Source organism: Nocardia iowensis (assembly GCF_019222765.1).
Classification (GTDB): Bacteria; Actinomycetota; Actinomycetes; order Mycobacteriales; family Mycobacteriaceae; genus Nocardia; species Nocardia iowensis.
Genome location: NZ_CP078145.1, coordinates 6,038,630 through 6,055,413, shown reverse-complemented (window position 1 = coordinate 6,055,413; position 16,784 = coordinate 6,038,630). Strand labels below are relative to the sequence as shown.

Annotated in this window: 16 protein-coding genes; 9 read left to right on the top strand and 7 right to left on the bottom strand. The window is 68.1% G+C overall.

The window, feature by feature from the left end; all coding sequences use genetic code 11:
• Positions 1–12 precede the first annotated feature (12 nt).
• The 5 genes from KV110_RS27825 to KV110_RS27805 all read left to right on the top strand — a co-directional run bounded on the left by KV110_RS27825 (position 13) and on the right by KV110_RS27805 (position 5,078).
• Positions 13–321 carry a transposase gene (locus KV110_RS27825; RefSeq protein WP_218470201.1) on the top strand — a complete coding sequence of 103 codons (309 nt, stop codon included), beginning with the start codon at positions 13–15 and terminating at the stop codon, positions 319–321.
• A gap of 91 nt (positions 322–412) precedes the next feature.
• Positions 413–2,113 (top strand): peptidoglycan DD-metalloendopeptidase family protein, encoded by a 1,701-nt coding sequence (locus KV110_RS27820; protein WP_218470200.1) that lies wholly within the window; start codon positions 413–415, stop codon positions 2,111–2,113.
• A 59-nt stretch (positions 2,114–2,172) separates the two neighbouring features.
• Positions 2,173–2,751: a hypothetical protein gene (locus tag KV110_RS27815; protein WP_218470199.1), complete on the top strand. Its 579-nt coding sequence runs from the start codon at positions 2,173–2,175 to the stop codon at positions 2,749–2,751.
• Between the two features lie 37 nt (positions 2,752–2,788).
• Positions 2,789–4,612, top strand: a complete 1,824-nt coding sequence (locus tag KV110_RS27810; protein ID WP_218470198.1) for a type IV secretory system conjugative DNA transfer family protein — start codon at positions 2,789–2,791, stop codon at positions 4,610–4,612.
• A 73-nt stretch (positions 4,613–4,685) separates the two neighbouring features.
• Entirely contained in the window at positions 4,686–5,078 is a 393-nt protein-coding gene (locus KV110_RS27805) for a DUF4913 domain-containing protein (protein ID WP_246634022.1), read from the top strand.
• A 115-nt stretch (positions 5,079–5,193) separates the two neighbouring features.
• Here KV110_RS27805 and KV110_RS27800 read toward each other — a convergent pair whose 3' ends face one another.
• Together KV110_RS27800 and KV110_RS27795 are read right to left on the bottom strand one after the other, a co-directional pair.
• The gene (locus KV110_RS27800; RefSeq protein ID WP_218470197.1) at positions 5,194–5,751 is read right to left on the bottom strand and encodes a hypothetical protein; all 558 of its coding nucleotides are present in this window, start codon (positions 5,749–5,751) and stop codon (positions 5,194–5,196) included.
• Between the two features lie 471 nt (positions 5,752–6,222).
• Positions 6,223–7,101: a peptidylprolyl isomerase gene (locus KV110_RS27795; RefSeq protein WP_218470196.1), complete on the bottom strand. Its 879-nt coding sequence runs from the start codon at positions 7,099–7,101 to the stop codon at positions 6,223–6,225.
• Positions 7,102–7,259: 158 nt separating this feature from the next.
• Between KV110_RS27795 and hisS the strand changes: the two genes are divergently transcribed.
• A complete protein-coding gene (hisS, locus tag KV110_RS27790) occupies positions 7,260–8,552 on the top strand; it encodes a histidine--tRNA ligase (RefSeq protein WP_218470195.1) in 1,293 nt (430 codons plus the stop codon).
• A gap of 14 nt (positions 8,553–8,566) precedes the next feature.
• On the opposite strand, the gene KV110_RS27785 is transcribed toward hisS, so the two are convergent.
• A complete protein-coding gene (locus KV110_RS27785; protein ID WP_218470194.1) occupies positions 8,567–9,463 on the bottom strand; it encodes a hypothetical protein in 897 nt (298 codons plus the stop codon).
• Between the two features lie 9 nt (positions 9,464–9,472).
• On the opposite strand from KV110_RS27785, the gene KV110_RS27780 reads away from it, so the two are divergent.
• The 3 genes from KV110_RS27780 to KV110_RS27770 all read left to right on the top strand — a co-directional run bounded on the left by KV110_RS27780 (position 9,473) and on the right by KV110_RS27770 (position 11,849).
• Positions 9,473–9,958: a hypothetical protein gene (locus KV110_RS27780; RefSeq protein ID WP_218470193.1), complete on the top strand. Its 486-nt coding sequence runs from the start codon at positions 9,473–9,475 to the stop codon at positions 9,956–9,958.
• Between the two features lie 99 nt (positions 9,959–10,057).
• Positions 10,058–10,651 (top strand): hypothetical protein, encoded by a 594-nt coding sequence (locus KV110_RS27775; RefSeq protein ID WP_246634021.1) that lies wholly within the window; start codon positions 10,058–10,060, stop codon positions 10,649–10,651.
• Positions 10,652–10,838: 187 nt separating this feature from the next.
• Positions 10,839–11,849: a malate dehydrogenase gene (locus tag KV110_RS27770; RefSeq protein WP_218470191.1), complete on the top strand. Its 1,011-nt coding sequence runs from the start codon at positions 10,839–10,841 to the stop codon at positions 11,847–11,849.
• Positions 11,850–12,009: 160 nt separating this feature from the next.
• On the opposite strand, the gene KV110_RS27765 is transcribed toward KV110_RS27770, so the two are convergent.
• The 4 genes from KV110_RS27765 to KV110_RS27750 form a co-directional block, all read right to left on the bottom strand.
• A complete protein-coding gene (locus KV110_RS27765) occupies positions 12,010–13,089 on the bottom strand; it encodes a 2-oxoacid:ferredoxin oxidoreductase subunit beta (RefSeq protein ID WP_218470190.1) in 1,080 nt (359 codons plus the stop codon).
• Entirely contained in the window at positions 13,086–15,038 is a 1,953-nt protein-coding gene (locus tag KV110_RS27760; RefSeq protein ID WP_218470189.1) for a 2-oxoacid:acceptor oxidoreductase subunit alpha, read from the bottom strand. The genes KV110_RS27765 and KV110_RS27760 overlap by 4 nt, the downstream gene beginning before the upstream one ends.
• Positions 15,039–15,150: 112 nt before the next feature.
• A complete protein-coding gene (locus tag KV110_RS27755) occupies positions 15,151–16,167 on the bottom strand; it encodes an Rv2578c family radical SAM protein (protein ID WP_218470188.1) in 1,017 nt (338 codons plus the stop codon).
• Between the two features lie 42 nt (positions 16,168–16,209).
• Positions 16,210–16,782: a PadR family transcriptional regulator gene (locus KV110_RS27750; protein ID WP_218470187.1), complete on the bottom strand. Its 573-nt coding sequence runs from the start codon at positions 16,780–16,782 to the stop codon at positions 16,210–16,212.
• Between the last annotated feature and the right edge of the window lie 2 nt (positions 16,783–16,784).

Here is a 16,784-nt window from a genome sequence, read left to right as displayed (position 1 = left end):
GAGGTGCGTCGGATGATGCCGCACCGCTCCTACCGCCGAGTGTCGCCGGAGGTGCGCCAGGCCGCCGTGCAGCAGGTGATCGCGCTCACCGGCAAGCTGCGCAGCGAGTCGGAGGCGTGCCGGGTGGTCGCCGAACAGATCGGCGTGCATACGAACTCGGTGCGCAACTGGGTCCGCGCGGCCGAGGGGCCGAGCCTGGAGCGGTTGGACGCGTCCGCGCTGCGCCGCAAAGTGGCGCTGCTACAACAACAATTGGCGGCCGCGGCGGAGATGAACCGCACGCTGGCCGACACCCTCAACGAATCCCGGCGCGGCCAGTGAGCCCAGCGCCGAGGGCTTCCAGTCGATCCGGCGGGGCGCACGGCGCCGCCGGTCGGCGGCATCGTGCGGGGGCGGGCCCGGCGAGGCCGCGGTGACCGGGCGCGCGCTGCTGTGGGGGGCGCTCGCGGTGGTGCTCGGGCTGATGACCATGGTGGTGGTCATCGTGCTGCCCTCGGTCGATGACCCCTGTGAGGGTTCGTCGGTGCTCGGGACGCAGTCGGCGTTGCCACCGCTCGGCGGCTACCCGCCGGGTGATCCGCGCGCGAATCCAGCGAATCCGTCCGGCACCAAGGCCGATCCGGCCGCCGCAGCGACACCGCCTGGCCCGCAGGCGAATCCGAGCGCCACCGTGGCGCCGTCGCTGGCCGCGGGTGCCGGACCGATCCGCCGCACCCTGCCGCTGGCAACCGGCACCTTCACCGTGTCGGACGTCTTCGGTGCGCGCGGCGGCAAGCACCTCGGCATCGACCTGGCCGCCGCCGACGGCACCCCGATCTACTCGGTGTCCGACGGCCGGGTGGTAGCCGCCGGGCCCGCATCGGGTTTCGGCAACTGGGTGGTCGTCGACTCGGTCGACACCAACGGTCGCGCGTACTCCGCGGTCTACGGCCACATGTGGGACTCCGGCGTGCACGTGCGCGTCGGCGACGCGGTGACCGCGGGCCAGCCGATCGCCCAGGTCGGCTCGGCGGGCGAATCCAGCGGCCCGCACCTGCATTTCGAGATCGTGCCCGGTGGCCGATTCACCGGTGGTCGCCAGATCGACCCGCTGCCTTGGCTGGACGGCGCACCGACTCCGGATGTCGGTGGCGCGCAGGCCTATTCCAGCGATCCACGGTGCAGCCGCGGCTTCGGCAGCGCGGGCGGCGCCCTCGCCGCGGGCAAGGTGCCGCCGGAGCTGGAAATCTGGTATCGCCGTGCGGGTTCCATCTGCCCGCAGATCACCCCGTCGCTGCTCGCCGCGCAGGGCAAGCAGGAATCCGGCTTCCGTCGTGGCGCCACTTCACCCGCGGGCGCGCAGGGCCTCGCGCAGTTCCTGCCGAGCACCGCGGTCAGCGTGAATCCCGATGACGGCCAGCCCTATGTGATCGACGCCGACGGCAACGGCAGTGCGAGCGTGTGGGACGACGGCGACGCGATCATCGGCCAAGGCCGCTACATGTGCGCCATCGCGAACAAGATCGCGCAATGGCAGTCCGAGGGCAAGGTGCATGGCGATGTCACGGCGCTGACCCTGGCCGCGTACAACGCGGGCGAGGGCGCGGTGCTCGCGTCCGGCGGCATGCCGAATCGGGTGGCGGCGCACTACTCCGAGACCCAGCCGTACGTGGCGAACATTCTCGCGATGGAGGCGCAGTACCGGGCCCCCGGCGCGCTCGGCCGGTTCGCTCCGGAGGAGGGTGGCGACGGCAGTCAGATCGTCGAGGCCGCGCACGACTGGCTCGGCACGCCGTATGTGTGGGGCGGCGGCGGACCGCAGGGCCCCAGCGGCGGTGGGCTGGACGGTCCCGGCTTGACCGCCGCCGCGGTGTTCGCGGCCTCCGCGGGCACGGTGACGCTGCCGCGGACCGCCGAACAGCAGTGGGAGGCAGGTGCGGAGGTGCCGATGAGCAAGATTCGCGAGGGGGATCTGGTGTTCAGCTCGTTCGGGCCGCGCGGCCCCGCGCAGGTCGGCATCTACTCCGGCAACGGACGGATGATCCAGGCCGTGCCCGGCGTGGACGGCCGGTCCGCCGGTGGTGTCGGCGAGGTCCCGGTGCCGGGGGACAGCCGGGCGAGGAGGGTGCTGTGACCATCCGCGTGTACATCCGTTCAGAACACGCGACCTGGAGACTGACGAACTGTCGGTCGATGCGGTTAGCCTGGAGTAATAAAGCACAGGTACGCGCGAAACTGGTGGTGATGCTGGTGGTGAGCGTCGCGATGCTGGGCGCGGCCTGCGGTCGCGGCGACCGCGCGGACTCCGGATCCGGTGGGGCGCATCCGGCCACGTCCACAACCCGCTTGCTCGAGGGTGTGCCCGCACCCGATCCGGTCACGCCCGACGGGGTCGCGGTGGCCGCGCTGCGCGAGATCTACACCTGGCAGCCGGCCACCGAAGCACAGGGCGCTTCGCTGGCGCGGGCGCGGAAATGGCTGGGCCCCAGCCTGGTTCGCATGCTGGATGGCTCACCCACCGGTCTCGAAACGCCGAAGACGACATTGCAGTGGGCCGATTGGGCCGCGGCGAAGGCGCGCGTCGAGGCATTCACCTTCGCCTCCGGCGAGAAGCCGCCCACCGGCGGCGACCCGAACATGCAGCAGTTCAAGATCGGGATCGAGCAGAGCGTCGTCTACCCGAACGGCCGCAAGGAACAGCTGCCGCCCGCGACGGTCATCGCCACCGTCGTGCGGACGCCGGAGGGCTGGCGGCTGGACGCGTTCCGCTGAACACCACGACATTTCCGAACCGAAAGAGGAGGCAGCCATGGCGAAGAAGCCGGTGAAGGATCCGGCCGCGATCGGGCCGGACGCGACCCTGATCATGCTCGGCGTGGGTCTCGCGCTCCTCGGAACCCTGTGGGTGTCCTTGCATCTGGGCAACATGTTCGCGGTGACGCCGCAGTCGATTCCGATCAACCCGATCGCCATCGTCGCGGATCTGGTCCGGGGCAAGCTGCAGTGGCCGCGCGCCTCGACGGTGATCCTGCTGCTCGTGGTCGGGCTGGTGCTGGCCTGGGTGCTGCTGCGCAGTCGGCTGAAGAAGCGCAAGTCGGTCGGCGTGCTGCCGGTCGACCAGAAGGCCGATTTCATGGGACAGGGTAGTGACATCGCCCATCTCACCGCGAAGGGCGTGCGGGAGAAGGCCGAACAGCTCGGGGTGCGGCTCGGTAGCGAGGACGTGCCCGGCGTACCGATCGGCGTCGGGATCGCCGACGGCCAAATGCTGTACGGCTCCTACGAAGACCTGCACCTGGACATCTGGGGTCCGCGTCAAGGCAAATCGACCTCCCGGGTGATCCCGGCGATCCTCACCGCCATCGGGCCGGTGCTGGCCACCTCGAACAAGCGCGACGTGGTCGACGCGACCCGAGATGTGCGGGAGGCCAAGGGAAGTCCCACCTTCGTCTTCGACCCACAGGGTGTCGCGGGCGAGGAGCCCAGGTGGTTCTGGGACCCGCTGTCCTGGGTGGACGCGGGCCGCGAGGGCTGCGAGATGCGCGCGGCGCGACTGGCCGGGCACTTCGCCGACGGCGACGACGGCTCCGACGCCAAGACCGACGCCTTCTTCGACCCGGAGGCCGAGGATCTGCTGGCCGGGCTGTTCCTCGCCGCGGCCGTCGGCAGCAGGCCGATCGTGCAGGTGTGGGAATGGGTGACCAACCCGCAGGACACCGAGCCCATCGAGCTGCTGCGCGCGGCCCGCCACCACTACACGGCCTCCGGCCTTTCGTCGCAGTACAACACCGACGCCCGCACGCGCAGCGGCATTTTCGGCACCGCGAAGAAGATGATCCGCTGCCTCAAGCTGTCCAACGTGCACCCGTGGATCACCCGCGGCGGCGACCGCAGGGAGTTCGACGAGCTCGAGTTCATCGAACGCAATGGCACCCTGTACAGCCTCTCGCTGGAGGGCCGTGGCTCGGCCGCGCCACTGGTGAGCGCGCTCACCGAGGCCGTGATCGACGTGGCCATGCGCAAGGCTTCGCAGTCCCGTGGTGGCCGGCTGGCCATTCCGCTGCTCGCGGTGCTCGACGAGGCCGCGAACGTGGTGCGCTGGAAGGATCTGCCCAAGCAGTACAGTCACTTCGGCTCGCGCGGCATCGTGGTGATGACCGTGTTGCAGTCGTGGGCGCAGGGCGTGCGCTGCTGGGGTGAGCCCGGCATGAACGCGCTGTGGGCCGCCGCGAACATCAAGGTGCTCGGCAGCGGCGTGGACGACACCGCCTTCCTGCGCGAGCGCTCCGAGGCGATCGGCGACTACGAGGTCGTCTCGGCCTCGGTATCGGAATCCAAAGGCAGCAAGAGCTATTCGCGTTCGCTCGGGTCGTCGAAGACGTTCAGCGTGCAGGCGCTGGCCCAGTTGCCGCGTGGCCGGGTGATCGTCTTCCCGTCCGGCGCGCCGCCGGTACTGGTTCGCACGATTCCGTGGTGGGAGGGCGAGTACGCTGCCGAGGTGACGAAGTCCATCTCGCACCACGATCCGCAGCGTAAGACGGAAATCGGTGACCTGATGCCGGGCACGCCCTCGCTGGTCAAGGGCACGCAACCGCCGGAACACGGAAAGATCCAGGAGGTCAGGCCACTGTGAGGGAGCGCAGCGAGCGAACCTCGGACACAGCACTGTCGGTCGCGACGGAGCCGAGCGAGAGCGAGGCCCGGTCGTGACCGAGCAGCAGCAACAGCCGATGATCTACGCGAGCGTGGTGGAGTTCGTCGAGAACTATCTGAGCCTGGTGTACCGGCGGCAGGTCACCGATCTCAGTGACACGGTGTGGTGCCCGGAGTGGTGGCAGCACGCCGAGGCGATCGCCCGGCTGGACGCGATGTGGCGGGCCTGGGAGCACTTCCGGCTCGACGGGGCAACGGGATTGAGCGTATGGTTCCTCGACCACGCGGACCCGCACATGGCCAAGCTGTTCGATCCCAAGGGCCCGTTCAAGTACTGCAGTGTGCGCAACGGGCACAAGGACATGCTCAGCCCGCTGCCGCTGAAGTCGCCGCAGCACGGGATGTTCGGTGACCCGACCATCGGCGACTTCCGGAATCTGGCCTGACCGCATCGAGCGCATCGTCGGTACCAGGCTGGTGGCAGGCGTGCTGGTGAAGTTCGAAGACTATGGAAGCGAAAAGTGAACGCCCGCTTGATAAGCGGGCGTTCTCAGCTGTCCGCTAGCGGGTGCGTTCGAGGCCGCGGGATTCCTGTTCCCTGGCCCTGGTGACCGCGGGCGCTTCCTCGGGACGGGTACGAACCGCCTCGGTGGGTGGTTGCGCCTGGCCTACTTCGATCAACATCCGTACCGCGGCGAGTTCGGGTGCGACACCCATCTTCGCCAGATGCGCGGCGATTGCCATCCGGCGTTCGGGGGAGTCGTACTGCAGCACCGGCGGCTTGGGCTTGGCGTGCGCGGCGGCAATGCCGGCCATTCTGGTGGCTTCGGCTTGCGCGGTGAAACGATCCTTCTCCAGCGACACACCGCGTTCCGGGATCGGCTTCTCGATCATCCTGGCCAGCTCGGTGTTGCGCGGGTCCTTCGACTTCGAGTCGCGGGCCTCGCGGATCTGCATCTCGCGGGCCTCTTTCATGCGCGCCTCGGTCATCTTGGCGCGCGCTTCGGCTTCTTTTTGACCACGCTCGCGGGTCCGCAGTGCGACCAGGGTCGCAAGCTGCAACATTGTCCTCATCATGGCCGCCGTCTCGCGGCCGATGTCGTCCAGTTCCTCGGACATGACTGCTCCCCGATGCTGCAGTGATCACTATGGATGTTGTGGTGCTTCGTTTGGCACCGCCACGCGAACTGTAGTCCGTGGAGGATGCCCCGGCTGCAAACTTGGTCACCGGAAGAACTCGTGGCGTCGCATTACCCTTCTTTGGGGGTCGCCCAAGGGAGGGGTTACTACGCTGCGGGAACTCCTTGTTTCGAGATTACCCGAGAAAGGGCCGGCGCAACCGTACGGCCGTGCCGCTTATCAGCATATATCGCACAATTCCGACAGGCTCGGTAACTCGCCGGAGTATCTGCGGTCTGAGCCCAGCCTAACTGAACTATTAGGTATGCCTTTGCTGCGCGGCCGGACGGAGTCCGTCCTCAGACTGCGCATGGCCGGAGCGAAGGCGGAGGTACGCCTTTGCTGCGCGGCAAGATGCGTGTCGGGCCCGGCGCCGAGGATTGGTGCCGGGCCCGAATGGTTCGCGGTTCGTCAGTCGATGCGGACCGATTCGATGTTCACCGGCTGGGTCGGCTTGCCGTCGCCGGGGCCGTTGGAGTCGTCCTGGCCGGCCTTGGCGATCTTGTCCAAGGTGCCCATGGTGTTCTCGTCTACGGTGCCGAAGATGGTGTAGTTCGGCGGCAACTGCGAATCGCCGTAGACGATGAAGAACTGGCTACCGTTGGTGCCTGGTCCCGCGTTGGCCATGGCGAGCACGCCGCGCTTGTACGCGACCGGCTGCTGAGCGGCCATCGGATCGTTCGGGTCGAGCTGATCGGTCGGGTATTCGTTGTCGAAGGCGTAGCCCGGTCCGCCCATGCCACTGGCGGTCGGGTCACCGCACTGCAGCACCTTCAGGCCCTCGCTCGCGGTCATCCGGTGGCAGCTGGTGCCGTCGAAGAAATTCTGCGAGGCCAGGCTGACGAAACTGTTCACCGTGCACGGCGCTTCGGCATTGTTCAACGTCAAGCCGATGGGGCCCTGATTGGTTTCCATGCTGACGCTGACCTTCGCGTCATTGCCGGTGGTCGGGATGCCCTCGGCCTTCGCGGGCTTGGTCACCGGCTTGTCCGCGGGCTTCTCGCTGTCCTTGTAGACGCAGTTGACCAGCGCGGGCTTGGCCACCGGCGCGGGCGGCGGTGCGGCCGCGGGTGCGCTGGACTGGGTCGCGTCCTTGGCGTCGGTGGTGCTGTCGTCGTCGCTGCGGGTCAGGAAGTACACCCCGGTTACCGCCGCGACCACGACGACGACCCCGAGCACCGACCCGGCGATCGTGAGTTGCTTGCGCCTGCGTGCGCGCTCGGCCCGGTTGGCGAGCTGGCGCTCCAACTTGCGTTTCGCCGCTGCTCGCCGCTGTTCGTTGCTCGGCACTACCACGTTCCTCCCGTGTCCGGTTGTTACGGCAAAGAGTTTGCCATTTATTCCTGAGACTGCTCGACACTTCCTCAGAGCGGTGCGTTGCATACCGAACCACAGGAACGAACAACCGGTTGGACTTGCGGGGGCGTAGTGGTGGAAACTGGACCATCGTGACCAAGACCAGCAGCTTCTCCGCCCCGAAGGGGGTACCGGACTACGTCCCGCCCGGTTCGGCCGAATTCGTCGCGGTGCGCGACGGCCTGATCCGCGCGGCCCGGCTGGCCGGATACGGACATATCGAGCTGCCGGTCTTCGAGGACACCGGGTTGTTCGCCCGTGGCGTCGGCGAGTCGACCGATGTGGTCAGCAAGGAGATGTACACCTTTCCCGATCGCGGCGATCGCAGCGTGACGCTGCGCCCCGAGGGAACCGCGGGCGTGATGCGGGCGGTGATCGAGCACGGGCTCGATCGCGGGCAGCTTCCGGTGAAGTTGGTCTACAACGGCCCGTTCTTCCGTTACGAGCGGCCACAGGCCGGTCGCTACCGGCAGCTGCAGCAGGTCGGCATCGAGGCGATCGGCGTGGACGATCCCGCGCTGGACGCCGAGGTGATCGCGATCGCCGACGCGGGCTTTCGCGGGCTCGGGCTAGAGGGTTTCCGGCTCGAGCTCACCTCGCTCGGCGACGAGACCTGCCGTCCGCAGTATCGGGAACTGTTGCAGGAGTTCCTGTTCGGGCTGCCGCTCGACGAGGAGACCAAGCGGCGCGCGCAGCTGAACCCGTTGCGAGTGCTCGATGACAAACGCCCCGAGGTGCGCGCGCTGACCGCCGACGCGCCGCTGATGATCGACCACCTCTCCGAATCCGCCAAGACGCACTTCGAGCAGGTGCTCGGGCACCTGGACGCGCTCGGCGTGCCGTACGTGGTGAACCCGCGGATGGTGCGCGGGCTCGACTACTACACCAAGACCACCTTCGAGTTCGTGCACGACGGGCTCGGCGCGCAGTCCGGTATCGGCGGCGGCGGTCGCTACGACGGCCTGATGGCCCAGCTCGGCGGACAGCCGTTGTCCGGCATCGGATTCGGGCTCGGCGTCGACCGCACCGTGCTCGCGTTGCAGGCCGAAGGCAAGACGGCGGGCGACCCCGCGCGCTGCGAGGTCTTCGCGGTGCCGCTGGGCGATGCCGCGAAGCAGCGGCTGGTCGTACTGGCCGCGCGGCTGCGGGCGGCGGGGATCAGCGTCGACCTGGCCTACGGCGGGCGTGGCGTCAAGGGCGCGATGAAGGCGGCCGACCGGTCCGGCGCGAAATTCACTCTCGTGCTCGGCGATCGCGACCTCACCGAGGACACCATCGGGCTGAAGGACATGGCGACCGGGGAGCAGCGGCAGATTCCGATCGAGGAGACAGTTATCGCGATCCGGGAGGCGTTGGACGTGTCGTTCGGTGGTCCGGGCAGCTGAATCGCCAAGCGGGCCTAGGGGTTTCGGGCGATGTCGATGCGCAGGTCGTCGCTGTCGCGGAGCACGAAGACCCGGTCCCGCACGGAGTTCCACTGTTGCGGGATGAGGAAGTACCGGTCCGGGGTGCGGGCGAGCAGCCAGAGTCCGCTGTACACGTACCGGTACTTCTCGTCCGGTCCGGCGATTTCGCCCACGGTGGCGCCGGAGCCCTCGATGGCCAGTCTTTCGGTGCTGAAGACCAGGACCGAGGATCGGTCGACGAAGTGGGCGGCTTCGGCTCGCTTGGCTTCGGCACGGCCCTTCCGGTCGGCGGAGTCGCCGACCGCCCAGAGATAGCCCATGGCGATGAGGGCGATCAGCACCAGCGTCTGCGCCTGGACCGCGGGCGTGCTGCCCGGGCGTGGTCGCCGTTGCCAACGGGTGCGGAGCAAGGCCTGGTACTTGCGCCGGATGTGGCTCGCGTAGCCGACGAGCGTTGCGCCCGCTATCAGCAGCAGCGGGAGTGCGACACCTGTCGATCCGATGCTGATTTGCGCCAGCATCGCGAGCAGTACCGCCATCATCAGCGCCGCGCCGGTGGCGCCGGTGGCGGCTACCCAGCACCGCAGGGTGCGCCGTGGGCGCCTGCTGCGCAGCGCGTGCAGTTCAGGGAGCCGCCGCGCCGCGAGTAGCGTCAAGATCACGAACAAGGTGATCGCGGCGGGATAGAACGTGCCGTTGAGACTGCGCAGCACGTAATCCTGGGTCGAGTAGCCGAGCAGGTGCACATCCACGCCGAAGTGCCCGAAAAAGGCTCGGCTGTAAGCCCATCCGAAGTAGTACAGCACCGCGGTCACCGCTGCCGCCTGCGAGGCGATAGCGGCGATGGTCGTCAGCGCGGACGGGTTGAATGTTCTGTACGGCTGCGTCACGGCGTCGTCGTGGGCGGCTTGGTGGTGGTGGTGGTGGTCGTCGTCGGCGGTGTGCTCCAGACCGGCGGGCCGGTCACCGGGTTTTTCGTCGGTGCACGCGTTACCGGAGTGGCGGTCGGGGGCAGGATTCGGGTGCCCGTGGGAGCGCCGCGCGTCGTCTCGATCGTCGTCGGCGCGACAGTGGTAGGTGGGGTGCGCTGTTCGCTGTTCTGGCAGCCTGCGGTGATCAGGCAGAGCCCGAGGGCGATGCCGCACCCGAAAATGATTGTTGACCTGGTATTTTTCATCGCAATCCCGGACCAGAGGACGTTGCTACCGGCGATTCTCGCAGCGTGGAATCGCGCTCGAGACGTTCTCGATTTCTCGTCGCCTAAATGTCATCCGCGACAGCTGCCGCCGGACAAGAGGGTTATCGCGATTCAGCTGCTGGACGTATCATCCGTGGTTCACCCGGCCCGAAGACCCACCGCGCCGCTGGTGGCGGGGGTAACGTGACTGCGCGCACGATGTGGCGCCGGGGTCGCGGAGAGGGTTGGGCCAGTGCAGGCGAATTCTGGTGAGCAGCAAACGGATCGACCCGTTGGGCTGGATCTCGTGGCACCCGAGATGTACGCGCCGATGCTGCGGCGGCTGGCGCTGGCCGCGGCGGGCATCGGGATCGGGTCCGCGTTGCTGGCCGCGACCGTGGTCAGCTGGCCGATCGCGGTCGTCATCGGACTGGTGGTCGGCGCGCCGACCGTCGGCTACGCCTTCGCGTTGCGGCGGCGGCGAATGTGGTTGACGGGCACCATGATCCATGCGCGCCGACTATTCGGGGAGCGGCGGGTGGAGGTGTCCGCGGCGACCGGGGTCGAGGTGCTGATCTTCCCGGCCCGGCTCAGCCGGATCGTCCTGCGCGTCACTGCCGGGGAAATCTCCCAGATCGTCCCGCTGGCCATGTACACCGATGCGGGCAGCGGCCGCGAATTGCACCTCCTCGGCCTGCGCCGCCTGGCCGACGCCCTCGCCACCAGCCAGCTGGCCGCCGCCGTAGCCGTTTCCGCGGTCCTGGTCCACCAGCTACGCGCCGAAGCCAGAGACGCCCGCCTAGCCGACCGGCCCCTCTACCGCGCCGTCCAAATGGCCCGCACCAAGGACGCCGTCTCCCCGATAGTCCTCACCGACCGAGAAGTAGCCGCCCTGACCTGACCCGGCCCCAGTTGGTGCCCAGTCGGTTCCTGCACCATCGCTCGCAGCGCGCGGTGGCGGGGCTGGCAGCGGTGTCCGATGGGGTGGTTGGGGGTGACTGTCGCGTTGCTCACCGAGGGGTTTCGGGGGCGGTGAGAGTCGTTAGGGTGAGGTTCGAGAGTCCGTCTACCGCAGAAGGAGTTCTGTCGTGACCACCGCAGCTCGGACCGCGCCCGTGACCGTTGCCGTGACCGGAGCGGCGGGGCAGATCGCTTATGGGCTGCTGTTCCGGATCGCGTCGGGGGCGATGCTGGGCGCGGAGACGCCGGTGCGGTTGCGGCTGCTGGAGATTCCGGCGGCGGTGTCCTCGCTGGAAGGGGTGGCGATGGAATTGGAGGACGGCGCGTTTCCGCTGCTGGAGTCCATCGACATCAGTGACGATCCGTGGGTGGGTTTTTCGGGCGCGAACGTCGCGGTGCTGGTGGGTGCGCGGCCGCGAACGGCGGGCATGGAGCGGTCGGATCTGCTGGCCGCCAACGGCACGATCTTCACCGAGCAGGGCGCCGCGATCAACGCCAGTGCCGCCGACGACGTGAAGGTGCTCGTGGTCGGCAATCCGGCCAACACCAACGCGTTCATCGCGATGAGCAACGCACCCGACGTCCCGGCCGAGCGGTTCACCGCGATGACCCGCCTCGACCACAACCGCGCGATCGCGCAGCTGGCCAAGAAGACCGGCGCGCCCGCCGCCGACATCGCCCGAGTTGCCATCTGGGGCAACCACTCCGCCACCCAATTCCCCGACATCGCGCACGCCACCATCGACGGCCGTCCCGCCCTCGACCGCATCGGCGACAAGTCCTGGTTGACCGACGACTTCATCCCCACCGTGCAGCAGCGCGGCACCGCCATCATCCAGGCCCGCGGCGCGTCCTCGGCCGCCAGCGCGGCCAGCGCGGCCCTCGACCACATCCACGACTGGGTCCGCGGCACCGCCCCTGGCGACTGGGTCTCCATGGCCGTCCCCTCCGACGGCTCCTACGGCATCCCCGAAGGCCTGATCAGCTCATTCCCGGTAACCTGCGCCAACGGCACCTACACCATCGTCCCCAACCTCCCCATCGACGACTTCGCCCGCCCCCGAATCGACACCAGCATCGCCGAACTCACCCAAGAACGCGACGCCGTAATCGATCTGGGCTTCGCCAAGCGCCCCTAACTCGCCTCGCACCAGCACCAGCAAGCGAACCGCGAACGGGACATCATGGCGAACTTACTCGGGTTTTGGCGCAGCCATGTCCCGTTCGAGGACTGCCCTGTGGGCGCCGAGGGCGGGGACCCTTGTCGTGCCGATAAATGACGGGCCGTCCCGGAACGGCTCAGCTCACGGTCCAGGTCTCCGGACCGGTCAGCAGGGACTGCAGCGAGTCCGCCGAGATCGGCTTGCGCTCCCTGGCCGTCGCGGATTGGGCGCGCACCCCGTCGTCGTAGGTGGGCCGACTGACGCTGCGGAAGATGCCGGTGACGACATGATCCAGGGCTTGGTCGGAGAGGCGGGAGAGGGCGTAGGCGTACTCGGGGTTGTCGGCGTAGGCGTCGTGGACGACGATGTCGGATTCGGCGATGGCATCCGCCCGCGCCACCTCGAGGCCGAAACCGCTTTGCACGACCGCGAATTCGCCGTCGGCGCCGAAGCGGATGGGCTGGCCGTGCTGTAGCGGGACGAGGTGGGCGGCGGCGTTGTCGCGGCGCAGGGCGTCGAAGGAACCGTCGTTGAAGATGGGGCAGTCCTGCAGGATCTCGACGAACGAGGTGCCGCGATGTTCGGCTGCGGCGCGCAGCACCTCGGTCAGGCCCGCACGGTCGGAGTCCAAGGCGCGCGCGGCGAAGGTGGCTTCGGCGCCGAGCGCGATCGACAGCGTGTTGAACGGGTGGTCCACCGAGCCCATCGGCGTCGACTTGGTGACCTTGCCCTGCTCCGAAGTCGGTGAGTACTGGCCCTTGGTGAGGCCGTAGATCCGGTTGTTGAACAACAGGATCGTCATGTTCACATTGCGGCGCAGCGCGTGGATGAGGTGGTTGCCGCCGATGGACAGCGCGTCGCCGTCACCGGTCACCACCCACACGGACAGATCGGGGCGGGTCACCGCGAGCCCGGTGGCGATGGCGGGTGCGCGGCCGTGGATGGAGTGGATGCCGTACGCCTCGAGGTAATACGGGAAGCGGCTCGAGCAGCCGATCCCGGAGACGAACATCAGGTTCTCCCTGCGCAATCCGAGCTCGGCGAGGAAACCGCGCACGGTTGCCAGGATCACGTAGTCACCGCAGCCGGGGCACCAGCGCACCTCCTGATCGGAGGTGAAGTCCTTCACCTTCTGCGGGCCGTCCGCCGGGGGCACGCCCGAGAGTCCGGTCAGGCCCAGATCTGTTCCGACGAGCGAGGTTTCGGTGATCGTCATGCGTTGCCCCCAGCGGTCCGGTACGTGGCCTGCGCGCGAGCGGCGAAGGCCTTGTCGTGTTCCATGTCCTCGATCGAGCCGTCCAGCGCGGCATCGATGACCCCGACGAGTTCCTGCGCGGAGAACGCGGTGCCCGCGATCTTCGTCCACGGCTGCACATTGACCAGGTATTTCGCGCGCAGCAGCATGGCGAGCTGACCGCCGTTCATCTCCGGTGCGACCACCGTGCGATAGCGACGCAGCACGTCGCCGAGATTGGCGGGCAACGGATTCAGATGACGCAGATGCGCCTGCGCGACCGGCACTCCACGGCGGCGGGCTCGGCGACAGGCTTCGCCGATCGGGCCGTAGGAGCTGCCCCAGCCGATGAGCAACAGTTCGGCGCGGCCGTCCGGATCGTCGACCTCGATATCGGGCACGGTGATCGCGTCGATCTTGGCCTGGCGCAACCGAACCATGAGCTCGTGGTTGGCCGGTTCGTAGGAGATGTTGCCGCTGCCGTCGGCCTTCTCCAACCCGCCGATGCGGTGCGCGCGGCCCTTGGTACCGGGAACGGCGAGCGGCCGAGCCAGGGTTTCCGGGTCACGGGCGTAGGGCAGGAACGGGTCGGCGTCGTCGCCGTCCGGCTCGAACGCCGGATCGATGGGCGCCAGGTCGGCGACGCGCGGAATCGACCACGGCTCCGAACCATTCGCGATCGCCCCGTCGGACAGCAGCAGCACCGGCGTGCGATAGGTGAGCGCGATCCTGGCCGCCTCGACCGCGGTGGCGAAGCAGTCGGCGGGGGAGCGCGGCGCCAGCACGGCGACCGGTGATTCGCCGTTGCGCCCGTACAGCGCCTGCAGCAGATCGGCCTGTTCGGTCTTGGTCGGCAGGCCGGTGGACGGCCCGCCGCGCTGCACATCGATCACCAGCAGCGGCAGCTCGGTCATCACCGCGAGGCCGATGGTCTCGCTCTTGAGCGCGAGTCCCGGCCCCGAGGTGCTGGTGACGCCGAGCGCGCCGCCGAACGAAGCCCCCAGTGCCGCACCGATACCCGCGATCTCGTCCTCGGCCTGGAAGGTGGTGACGCCGAAGTTCTTGTGCTTGCTCAGCTCGTGCAGGATGTCCGAGGCCGGGGTGATCGGGTAGGTACCGAGGAACACCGGCAGTCCGGCCAGCTGACCCGCCGCGACCAAACCGTATGCGAGCGCGGTATTGCCGGTGATCTGGCGATACGTGCCGGGCGGCAGTTTCGCGGGCGCGATTTCGTAGGTGGTGGCGAAACTTTCGGTGGTCTCGCCGTAATTCCAGCCCGCCCGGAACGCCAGCACATTGGCCTCGGCGATATCCGGTTTCGCGGCGAACTTCTCCCGCATGAACTTCTCGGTGCCACCGATCGGCCGCCCGTACATCCAGGACAGCAAGCCGAGCGCGAACATGTTCTTCGCGCGCTGGCCGTCCTTCTTGCCGACGCCGGTGGATTCGGTGGCGCCGAGGGTGAGCGAGGTCATCGGGACGCGATGCACCACGAAGTCCGACAGCGTGTCGTCGCCGAGCGGGTCGGCGGGGTAGCCGACCTTGGACAGATTGCGCTTGGTGAACTCGTCGGTGTTCACGATGATGGTGGCGCCGCGCGGCAGGTCTTCCAGATTCGCCTTCAACGCGGCCGGGTTCATCGCGACGAGCACGTCCGGCTGGTCGCCCGCGGTGAGGATGTCGTAGTCGGCGATCTGGATCTGGAACGACGAGACGCCGGGCAGCGTGCCCTGTGGCGCCCTGATCTCGGCGGGAAAGTTGGGCTGGGTGGCGAGATCGTTGCCGAACGCGGCCGCTTCGTGCGTGAAGCGATCACCGGTCAGCTGCATTCCGTCGCCGGAGTCCCCGGCGAACCGAATGACGACCTTCTCCAATTTCGCTGCGCCTGCACCGCTTTGGGCGGTGCCGACCTCGCTGTGGTGCGAAACCATTTGCCTGCTTCACTTCCTCGTCGATGAGAGGGGTGCCATCGCCAAACTACTCCGCACCGCGCGGTGCGTCCGCCCGAAATGTGAGGTCCGCCGGTAACCGGTGGTAGGGACGTCAGGCGAACAATGCCAGCTGCGGGTCGACGGTGTGCGGACTTTCCGGTTGTGTCTCCGGTTCGGCCGGTTTTTCCGGCTTCAGTGCGTGTCGCTGGAGCAGCGGGTCGACGCGTCCGCGGAGCCAGGCCGAGTACTCGGGCGTCACGTAGGCGCCGCGACCGTAGAGCTGACGGTAGCGGCGCAGCAGCGCGGGATGCGCCTCGGCGAGCCAGCCGAGGAACCAGTTGCGGGTGCTGCCGCGCAGGTGCATCGGAAAGGCGACCGCGGAACGCCCGCCCGCGTCGGCGATCGCGCCGAACAGTTCGTCCAGGTGGGCCTTGCTGTCGGTGAGGTAGGGAAGCACCGGTGCCACCATGACATTCACGTCGAACCCCGCCTCGGTGAGCGCGCGCACCATCTCCAGCCGGGCCTTCGGCGACGGGGTGCCGGTTTCCAGGCTGCGATGCAGGTCCATATCGAAGATCGCGATGGACACCGCGACGCTCACCCGCACCTCGCGCGCGGCGAGGGTGAGCAGCGGCAGGTCCCGTCGTAGCAGGGTGCCCTTGGTGAGTATGGAGAACGGCGTGCCCGAGTCGGTGAGCGCGCGAATGATGCCCGGCATCAACCGATATCGGCCCTCGGCCCGCTGGTAGGGGTCGGTGTTGGTGCCCAGCGCGACCGGTTCCTGATGCCAGGAGCGCCGGTTGAGTTCCTTGCGCAGTACGGCGGCGATATTCGTCTTCACCACGATCTGTGAATCGAAATCGCGGCCGGCGTCCAGATCCAGATACTCGTGGGTCGGGCGGGCGAAGCAGTAGCGGCAGGCGTGCGAGCAGCCGCGCATCGGATTGATTGTCCACTGGAACGGCAGGTTCGAGCTTTCCGGCACCTTGTTCAGCGCGCTCTTGCACAGCACTTCGTGGAAGGTGATGCCCTCGAATTCGGGGGTCTGCACGGTGCGCGTCAAACCTGCCCGGGTGAGCCCGGGCAAGGCGCCGTCGTCGGCGTCCAGGGTCTGGCTTTGCCACCGCACCGCTCCAGTCGAACATATGTTCCCCTGGGTGCGCAACCATGGTCACTTCCGGGTTTTGTCGTCGGCCATCTCGAACGCACCCGCTTCGAGGCGGCGGATGAGGCGCTGTGTCCATTCGGCGCGGCTGTCGGCGGTGTGAATCCACAATCCGAGGACTTCGCCGACCGGTCCCAAGGTGTCGAGGTCGGTGTCCGGGGGCAGTGCGCCGGTGACGCTGGACCGCCACTGCTCCATTATCCGCGCGCGTTGCCGCAGGAGCTCGATGGCTTCGGCGCGGCGCAGGTCGGCGATGAGTCCGACGGCGGCGGCGAGGACGTCCATGCGGGGGTCGTGCTGGGACAGCGCGCTGCGCAGCAGGTCGAAATATGCCTCGTCGCCCGCGTCGGTGACCTCGTATTCGATCCGGGGTGGTCCACCGGTGGTGCTCGGCGTGGTTTCGTGTGCGACCAAGAGGCCGTCGCCGGTCATCGCTTTGAGTGCGTGGTAAACCGACCCGGACTTGACGTTGGCCCACTCGTGCGCGCCCCACGATTCCAGATCTGCTCGTACTTGATAGCCGTGCGCCCGTGCCCGGCGCCGGACAGCGCCGAGGACGAGCAGGCGGACCGCGGACACGA

Bases quoted from the DNA above. Each gene is read 5' to 3' on its own strand.
- KV110_RS27825 (WP_218470201.1), top strand. From the start codon at position 13: ATGATGCCGCACCGCTCCTACCGCCGAGTGTCGCCGGAGGTGCGCCAG.
- KV110_RS27815 (WP_218470199.1), top strand. From the start codon at position 2,173: ATGCGGTTAGCCTGGAGTAATAAAGCACAGGTACGCGCGAAACTGGTG.
- KV110_RS27810 (WP_218470198.1), top strand. From the start codon at position 2,789: ATGGCGAAGAAGCCGGTGAAGGATCCGGCCGCGATCGGGCCGGACGCG.
- KV110_RS27800 (WP_218470197.1), bottom strand. From the start codon at position 5,751: ATGTCCGAGGAACTGGACGACATCGGCCGCGAGACGGCGGCCATGATG.
- KV110_RS27765 (WP_218470190.1), bottom strand. From the start codon at position 13,089: ATGACGATCACCGAAACCTCGCTCGTCGGAACAGATCTGGGCCTGACC.
- KV110_RS27760 (WP_218470189.1), bottom strand. From the start codon at position 15,038: ATGGTTTCGCACCACAGCGAGGTCGGCACCGCCCAAAGCGGTGCAGGC.